Source organism: Mesorhizobium sp. M7A.F.Ca.CA.001.10.2.1, assembly GCF_003998575.1.
Taxonomy (GTDB): Bacteria; Pseudomonadota; Alphaproteobacteria; order Rhizobiales; family Rhizobiaceae; genus Mesorhizobium.
The window spans coordinates 1-7,671 of the sequence record NZ_RZQY01000266.1 but is presented as its reverse complement, the minus strand read 5'-3'; the positions used below and the strand labels follow the sequence as shown (position 1 = coordinate 7,671).

Sequence of the window (7,671 nt, the reverse complement as noted above, 5' to 3'; positions counted from 1 at the left end):
CCTCACCGCCATGCGCGCCGGAACACTCGTTGCAGGCACATTCACGGCCGCTCTCGGCCCCCTTGGTCTCGTTGCCGGCGCCGCCGCCGCTGCGCTGTTCCTACTTTATGAAAGCCAGGGCAGCGCAAAAGGCTCGGCCTCAAACCTAAATGACGCGATCGCCACCAATGAGAGAGCGCTGAAGGGCGCGACCGACGCGACCTATGACCAGATCACTGCATTGCGGCAACTGATAGCCACCCAGGCGGAAGCCGCCCATGCTTCGGAGCAGGCGGCGCAGGCAGACTTTGACGCCGCCGTTCAAAGGAACAATACGTTCAAGCAGTACACGGGCATGGAGTTCACACCGTTCAAATACGACATCGCTGACGCCGAACAACGCCTTAATGTCTTCGGCGCTGCTGCCGACAAGCTTGACGCCCAGGTTGCCAAAATAAACAAGATCGCGGCCGGCAAGCCCAACGGCTTCGGAAACGGAAGCGGCGCCACGCCGACGCCGACGAAAGGCAGCACCCGCAAAACAGCAGACGACCGTTTCGACGAAGACATTCAGTCCGTGAAGGACCGAACCGCCGCACTGCTTGAAGAACAGAGCGCTCTAGGTCTCACGTTCAAAGAACAGGAAAAGCGCAAAGTCGCGTTGGACCTCGAACAAGAGGCCCTGAAGCAGGTCCGTGAGGAGGCTCGCCGCAAGGGAGACCAGGACTGGCAAAATGCGAAATTGTCGCCTAGCCAAATCAAGGCGATTGACGACGTCTCCGAAGCCTATGCTGACCAAGCCGATAAACTCCGCAAGGCGCAGGAAGCTCAAGACCTACAGAGGGACGTTCTAAAGGGAGTGTTCGGCGATCTGCGCTCGGCGCTCGATGACGGAAAGCTCGGTTGGGACGATCTGGCCAATGTTGCCCTAAATGCCTTGGACAAGATCATCGACAAGATCGAGGAAGATTTGATTGATGCAATCCTGCAGGCGAACAGCGCCAGCGGCGGCAGCGGCGGCTTGCTCGGCGGCCTTCTGGGCGCCATCGGCCTTGGTGGCGGCGGGGGAAGTGATCCTGGCATCATCTCCGCCCTCGGTCTTCGAGCCAAGGGAGGGCCGGTTACCGCTGGGAAGCCCTACATCGTTGGAGAGAAGCGACCTGAGCTGTTTGTGCCCCACCAGTCGGGCACCATCCTTCCAAGCGTTCCGAAGCTGCCGTCGATTGCTGGCGCAGGCGTCAGCCAAGCAATCAGTCTTAGCTTTGCGCCTGTCATCCAGATGCAGGACGGCGGTCAGGGCGATTCGGGCGAGCAGGTGACGGCCGCGCTGAAGAAATTCGAAAAGGAATTCACCCCGCGTGTGGTGAAGGCCATCCGTGAGGCCAAGACGACGGGGCTGATGCGATGACGGCGATTGCCCTGCCCGCCGTCGGCTTCCAGCATGCCTATCCGCAGCTGGTGGAATCGGTCTCGGTTTCGCGCTCCGGCACGCGCGCCATGGCGTTCGTCGAGTATGCCGACAGCTACTGGACCATCCAGATGCGCACCAAGCCGCTGAAGGCTTCGGAACGGCTCCTGGTCGAAGCGTTCAAGGATGCCAGCCGCGGCGGCTTGCAAACGGTGCTCTACACGCCCAAGCACATGTGCATCCCGCGTGCCTATTGGGGCAATGCCGGTGCCGCCGCGCTGGCCAATCCCGGCGCCCTGGCCTCGATCACCGGCAACTCGCTGCTCATCAACAGCGTCGAAAATGGCCTGACGCTCGGCGCCGGCGATCTGATCTCGGCGACGACAGGCGACTACAATGCGCTGTTTCGCGTCCAGACCGGCGGCGTCGCCGCTGGCAACGCGATCACCGTCACCGTCGAGCCGGCCGTGCCGGCCTACATCACGGCCGGCGCCGTCATCACGTTCAAGAACCCCGTCGCCAACATGCGCGTCATGCCGGGGTCGTTCTCGATCCCCGACGAGCCGAAGCCGGTTGCGACCTTTCCCCTTGTCGAGATCCCGAAATGAGCTTTCCGACCCGCCTGCAGACCGTCCTGTCCGAAGGCAGAGCCGTCATCCGCTCGGGCATCAAGATCGCCTGCACGACCGGCACGTACGGCTTCTGGAACGGCAAGGGCAACATCATCGTCGACGGCCTGGTCTACTGGCCGAATTCGCTGATCAGCGTCTCCGAGCCAGTCTATGGCCTCGGCACTGCCGCATCGACCTTCACTGTCGAACTGGTCGCCAAGCGCGATTCCGGCCTGACGCCCGACAAGCTGCTGCTGATCGAGGATGAAGGCTACAAGGATGCGCCGGTGACGGTGTTCGACTTCTACTTCGATCCCGATGACCGCTCGTTTTTGCATGCAGAGCCCGGCGCTTACGGCTTCATCGATACGGTCGACCATTCCCGTGACAATGGCGAAAAGAAGCTGATTGCCAATGTGCGCTCCGGCGCCATCGCCAACCATCGCGACGGCTATCGCACCGCCAGCCATCAGGATCAGCAGCTCGTTTCGCCCGGCGACCGCATCTTCGAATTTGCCAGCACCGTGCGGCACGAGTTCTTCGACATCACCTTCGACTGAGGCAATCCTGATCATGCTCAAGCTCACCCGGTTGCCCGACTGGGACCGCCGCCTTGCGCGTCTGGTCAACCAGCACAAGTCGACACCCGGCGTGTGGGGCGTGTCCGACTGCCTGCTGACCGTCGCCGATGCCGTCGAGGCGATCACCGGCACAGATCCTGCCGCCGACATCCGTGGCAAATACAAGACCGAAGCCGGCGCTGCGAGGATCCTGCGCAAGCGCGGCTTCGGCGATGTCGAGATGGCGTTGGCCAGCCTGTTCCCGCCCGTCGGCCGGCTGATGGCGCAGCGCGGCGATATCGGCGTTGTCGAGCGCAACGGCGTGCTCTGCGCAGGCTTCATCACCGATCTCGGCTTTGCGGTGAAAACAGAGTCCGGTCTGTCTTTCGTCTCGCAGATGACCATCAAATCCGCATTCAAGGTCGGCTGACAGCATGCCGTTCCTGATCCCGATCATCGCGCCGCTTGCCAGCGCGGTCGGCCTTGGCGGCTTCGCTTCCTGGCTCGGCGGCTCGACCATCCTTGCCGGCCTCGCCCGCTTCGGCATCGGTCTTGCGGCGAAGTATGCCCTCGGCGCGATCTTCGGCCAACAGGAACCGCAGGCGCAGGCCGTCCAGCTCGATACGGTCTATGGCGAGGATCTTGCGCGCACGGTCGGCCTCGGCGTCTATGGCACCGCCGGCCAGAAGCTTTACCGCAATGCCTATGGCTCGGGAAACCGGTCCATTCAAGACGTCTACAAGCTTTCCGACTTCCGCATCACCGGCGTCACCCGCGTGCGTGCCGAAGGCGAATGGCGCTCGCTCGGCGGCGTCGAGGATCCGGTCAAGGGTTTCCGCGTCCAGGGCATAGACGGGGAAATCTGGGTCAAGGTCTATCTCGGCACCATGGATCAGGTGGCCGATGCCGGCCTGATCGACCAGGCCAATCCGCCCGGCCGCTGGAGCGAGGATCATCGTGGCGCCGGCATCGCCTATGCCGTCGTCACCATGCAGCTCGACCGCGAAAAGATGCAGCAGCCGTGGGAGGCCTTTTTCGAGGTGCAGGGCGCCCCGCTCTACGATTGGCGCAAGGACAGCACCGTTGGCGGCGGTGGCGCCCATCGCTGGAATGACCAGGACACATGGGAGTTTTCCGAAAACCCGGTGCTGATGGTTTACGGACTGGAGCGCGGCTTCTTCAACGGCACGGAAATGATGGTCGGCAAGGGCGTGCCGGCCGGGCGCCTGCCGCTCGGCGACTGGACGCTAGCCGCCAATGTCTGCGACGAAAGCATCGGCCTGCTGAAGCGCTATTCCGCCGGCGTCATCGCCGCGGCAGGATCCGGCGTGACCCACGACCAGAACATCCAGCCGCTGTTCGAGGCCTGCGCGGCGACGTGGATCGAGGACGCCTCCGGCGAGTTCCCGATCGTCGGTGCCGCGCAATCGACGGTGCTCACCTTCACCGACGACGACATCATGGTCGACGAGACCTTCCGTTTCTCGACCAAGCGCACCAAGTCGGAACTGATCAACACGCTGGCCGGCACGTTTCGCGATCCTGACGCCTTCTTCGAGCAGACGCCGTTCGCGGTGCGGATCGACGAGGTCGCTCTTGCCGAGGATGGCGAGCGCCTGGCAGTGGCCATACCATACGGCGGGGTCAACAAGGCGGAGGTCGCCGACCGGCTGGCCGACATCGCCTTCAAGGCCAGCCGGTTCCAGGGCAATGGCGATATCGTCATCCATCCAATGTTCCTCGCCGATGCCAAGGTCGGGCGCTGGTGCGAATGGGATTCGGCGGAGTTCGGCACCCGCAAATTCCAGATGCTGGAAAAGACGCTGGGGCCGCTCGGCGACAAGGGTGCGCGCAACATCCACCTGAAGCTGCAGGAAGTCGGCGACGAGATCTTCGACGGCACCGATTACACGACCGTGCCGCCGGTGCCGGAGCTTCCCGGCCCGCCCGACTATCAGACCGAAGCCGCCAATTTCCTCGCCTTCGGCGTAGCGCAGCAGGTCGCCGGTTCGGCGGAGAAAATCCCCGGCCTGCGCTTCACCTGGAATGCGTTCACCGACATCACCGTCGTGTCGATCGACATCGAATACCGGCCGCAGGGTCAGACCGACAGCATCGTCAAGCGCGCCAATGTGCCCGACCAGGTGCTGATCACCAGCGATGGCGTTCTGGCGGCGACAACCTACGAATACCGCCATCGCATCATCACGCGCCCGGTGCGCACGACGTTCTTCACCGATTGGGCAACCGTCGACACGCCGGCGGCCACGGTACCGGCCGTGTCGGTCGGCCTCGGTCAGGTGCAGGAAGACATCTACGATCTCTTCGCCACGCTTGTCGCCGATACGCGCGTCGCCATCATAGAGCGCATCAATCAGTTGGCCGCCGCCGCGGTAGATGCCGCTGGTCGCGTTGCCAAGGACAACTCGGTTGCCGTTCGCTTCCGCAATGCCACCGCCGCGGCGCAGCAGCTGCTCGAGGCGTCGATCACTGAGATCGACGATGAGCTTGTGGCGCTGGCAGCAGCCACAACGGCCGTCGAAGCATCGGTCGGCCTAATTTCGGCGGATGGGCTGTTCCAGCTCATTGCCACCGCCGGAAGCGGTGACGTGACCTCCCGCCTCATAGCGCAGGTACGCGCGACCAACGGCGACGTCTGGGTCGATGCCGGCTATGTCATGGAAGCCGGCTTTACCGGCGGCAATCCTTTGGCGCCGTTCTCGCGCTTTGTCATCAAGGCTGATCAGTTCGTCGTCACTGACGGAACCAACGACGGCACGCCCCTGGTGTTCGCAAGCGGCGAATTGAAGCTGCAGGTCGCGCGGATCGGCACGGCCATCGTGGAAGAGCTGCAATCCGCCAACGGCAAGCTGGTGATCACCGGCAACGGCACAGAAGCCAAGATCGAACTGTTCGCATGAGCACGCGCGGCTTCATCGGGCTCGACGGCAGCGGCGTGCCGATGGTCAAGATCATGGCCGATGCGTCCTACGATCCTTTGTCGACGCCGGACACGGATTGGGAAAAGCACCGCTTCAATTCGCGCAACACCGAATACAGCTACATCGACGACATCATCATCTGGCCGCGCACGGTCACGACTTACTATCCGGCCGGCTGCAACTCGTCGAACTATGTTCTCAAATGCGAGAGCGGCGGCTTCGTCTTCTGCCACGCGGCGCGGGCAATCGCCTATTACGGCTTCCTGCCGATCATCGAGCATCGCTACATCGATCCGACGAACAACAAGGCCAGGATCTATCGCGACGACACGTTGACCAACGGCAATCCCAATTCGATGGCCAAGGTCAAGCAAAACAGCGGCATTCGGACAACCTCGGCCTATGACAATCTGAACAACCATCCCGACGAGATGGTTTCGCAATTTGGCGCTGTGGCCAGTCCGTATTGCGCCATGTCGATCGTCACCCGCTTTCCCTGCGACCGGGACTATACCGCCCTGTCGACACCGCCCATCGTCGGCAACTGCTTCTTTGTGGTCGACGAGAAGCGCGGCTACGCGCGCATCTCTCGCGGCGCGGTCGATGCCAGGACGGCGATTGCCTCACAGTGCATCGTCCATGAGAATCAAAGACCCCTGACGATCGTCGCCACGGGATCGACGACGTTGACCGCTGGACAGACGCAGGTGATCGCCCTCGGCGTCGACGTGCCGGATGGTTCGATCCCCTATATTATCGGGGCGGCGGCCGGCAACATGGCGTCTTTCTCCTCACCCTCGAGCGCCTTTCTTGTCGATGCCTCGATTTCCGGAAACAACCTGACGATCGTCAACGGAAACGCCGTGTCGATCACGGTTTTCTACAATGTCATGGTCCAGAACCAGCAGGTGCCGACGACGGGCGGTTCCGGCAAGATCCTGTTCACCGATGAGGGCGAGATCAAGATGCTGCGCCCGGGCGCGGCCTCGCCACCGGTGCCGGCCGACATCCTGCTGTGGAGCGAATATCGTTATTGCCCGGTGGTCGCCTATGGGAAGGTGGCGGATATGCTGTTCTCAGGGACACCGGGCGTCTCGACACCGGCGCGAACCTACACGCTTGCGGTTCCGGCGCTGGACAATCCGCCCATCATCCTGACGGCTCTGCAGAAGGTCGGCGCCGACGCCAATTTCAACGACGGCGACATTCTGATCAACGCCAACTGGGCGTCCTCTGCATTCGGGGTAACGCTCCAGCTCACCAACTGGTGGGTCTACGACGCCGCCGCGCACACCATCACCTTCAGCGTCAACGACACGGCCGGCAGCGGCTGGGTGTTCCGCTACTTCGTCCTCGCTGTTCCCGACTAAAGGGCAAATCCAAATGGCATCAATCTATTCCACCGGCACGGTATCCGTGACGAACGGCAATGCAGTGGTCACCGGCACCGGTACCGCGTGGGCGCTCGGGCTTGTCGCAGGCGGCATGTTCACGCGCCTTGGCGTGGCCGTTCCGATCCTGTCCGTCACCGACGACACGCACCTGACGCTGGCCTACGCCTGGCCAGGCGCGACCGCTGCTGGGGCGGCCTACGCCATTGCGCTGGAGAATTCGAACGCCGCCGACATCGTCGACCTCAATCGCACGCTGTCGCGCGTGCTCGTGACGCTGTCGCTGGTCGGGGTTCACCCCAACGCCTCAGGCACGATCGCCGAGCGCGACGCCATTGTCCTGACGTCCGACGATGAAGGCTTCTTCTTCCTGCATGCCGAGATCGGCATCGCTTTCGCGTTCTACCGATGGTCCGGCACGGCATGGGAAGGGCCGTTCCCGGTAGCGGATGCGGCTGCGGGCGGTCCCGTCAGCAGCATCTCGCCCGGTACCGGAATCGCGATCGATAACACCAATCCCGCTATTCCCGTCGTCAAACTCGCCAACATGGCCAATGCCACCGTCAAGGGGCGCACGACTGCGGGCACGGGCGCGCCCGAAGACCTGTCCATGACGCAACTCGATCTGCTGCAAATCGCGGCCGGGAAAAAAAGAGAGAGGCTGACGGCAAGCCGAACTTACTTCGTCCGCACCGACGGATCGAACGGCAATACAGGCCTTGTGAACAATGCTGGTGGCGCATTCCTGACGCTGCAGAAAGCTATCGACGTCGTTAAGAC

At 62.8% G+C, this 7,671-nt stretch carries 5 protein-coding genes and 2 pseudogenes; all 7 read left to right on the top strand.

Annotation, left to right across the window (positions count from 1 at the left end; translation table 11 throughout):
- Window positions 1-1,387: pseudogene (locus EN964_RS37725) on the top strand (hypothetical protein); the annotation flags it as partial.
- Complete coding sequence (locus EN964_RS17945; protein ID WP_127276586.1) at window positions 1,384-1,995, top strand: hypothetical protein; 612 nt, start codon at window positions 1,384-1,386, stop codon at window positions 1,993-1,995. The pseudogene EN964_RS37725 and the gene EN964_RS17945, both read left to right, overlap by 4 nt.
- Window positions 1,992-2,558 carry a DUF2163 domain-containing protein gene (locus EN964_RS17940; RefSeq protein ID WP_127266605.1) on the top strand — a complete coding sequence of 189 codons (567 nt, stop codon included), beginning with the start codon at window positions 1,992-1,994 and terminating at the stop codon, window positions 2,556-2,558. Before EN964_RS17945 ends, EN964_RS17940 begins: the two co-directional genes overlap by 4 nt.
- A gap of 13 nt (window positions 2,559-2,571) precedes the next feature.
- Window positions 2,572-2,988, top strand: a complete 417-nt coding sequence (locus EN964_RS17935) for a hypothetical protein (protein ID WP_236383319.1) — start codon at window positions 2,572-2,574, stop codon at window positions 2,986-2,988.
- A gap of 4 nt (window positions 2,989-2,992) precedes the next feature.
- The gene (locus tag EN964_RS17930) at window positions 2,993-5,479 is read left to right on the top strand and encodes a hypothetical protein (protein ID WP_127266604.1); all 2,487 of its coding nucleotides are present in this window, start codon (window positions 2,993-2,995) and stop codon (window positions 5,477-5,479) included.
- Entirely contained in the window at window positions 5,476-6,870 is a 1,395-nt protein-coding gene (locus EN964_RS17925) for a hypothetical protein (protein ID WP_127269933.1), read from the top strand. The genes EN964_RS17930 and EN964_RS17925 overlap by 4 nt, the downstream gene beginning before the upstream one ends.
- Before the next feature lie 13 nt (window positions 6,871-6,883).
- A pseudogene (locus EN964_RS17920) lies at window positions 6,884-7,671 on the top strand (hypothetical protein); the annotation flags it as partial.